Source organism: Cryobacterium sp. MLB-32 (assembly GCF_000738085.1).
GTDB lineage: Bacteria > Actinomycetota > Actinomycetes > Actinomycetales > Microbacteriaceae > Cryobacterium.
Genome location: NZ_JPRS01000507.1, coordinates 1 through 709 on the forward strand (window position 1 = coordinate 1; position 709 = coordinate 709).

Annotated in this window: 2 protein-coding genes; one reads left to right on the forward strand and one right to left on the reverse strand. The window is 59.9% G+C overall.

The genetic code is table 11. From position 1 onward, the window contains the following. Positions 1-478, forward strand: a 478-nt coding sequence (locus tag JF66_RS19660; protein WP_035880577.1) for a rhomboid family intramembrane serine protease, incomplete at its 5' end; no start/stop codon positions are given. A 116-nt stretch (positions 479-594) separates the two neighbouring features. On the opposite strand, the gene JF66_RS19665 is transcribed toward JF66_RS19660, so the two are convergent. Next, a partial coding sequence (locus JF66_RS19665; RefSeq protein ID WP_035880578.1) for a cell division protein CrgA occupies positions 595-709 on the reverse strand: 115 nt, incomplete at its 5' end.

Genomic DNA, 709 nt, shown 5'->3' on the forward strand with positions numbered 1-709 from the left:
GCACAGTCAGGGCGGATTTCCGTTCCACGTGCTGCTGAACATGTACATGCTGTGGATTTTCGGTCGGGTGCTGGAGGGGATGCTAGGCCGGGCACGCTTCCTGGCTCTGTATCTCGTCAGCGGTTTCGCCGGATCCGTGGGTGTTCTCGTGCTCGCCTCCCCGTACACCGTCGTCATTGGGGCCTCCGGGGCGATATTCGGCCTTTTGGGTGCCTTGCTCGTTATCCAACGTGGCCTGGGCGGTAACGCACGTCAACTGCTCGTGTTGCTCGGAATCAACCTGGTGATCGGGTTCATCCCCGGGTTCAACATTGCCTGGCAGGCACACCTCGGCGGTCTGGTCGCCGGAGCTCTGATGGGGCTCATCTTCCTGCAAACCCGCCGCCTCAAACACCAGTGGATGCAGGTCGCGCTGATCGCGGGGCTGGTCGTCCTGATCGCCGCGGCGGGCGCCGTGAAGGTTCACACCTATCTCTAAGGCGTCGTGGCCCATGACACGGTACCCCTGTGGTTAAGTTATCCACAGGTTATCCACAAACTGGGGATAATTACACGGTTGTCATTAGCTGTTTGTGTGTCGGGTAGAACTCGCGATTAGCGCCAGCGGGTGGTCATGAGGAAGCCGACGAAGGCGATTCCGAAGCCAACCATGATGTTCCAGGAACCCAGCGCCGCGACGGGAAGCTGACTCTGGCTCACGTAGAAAACG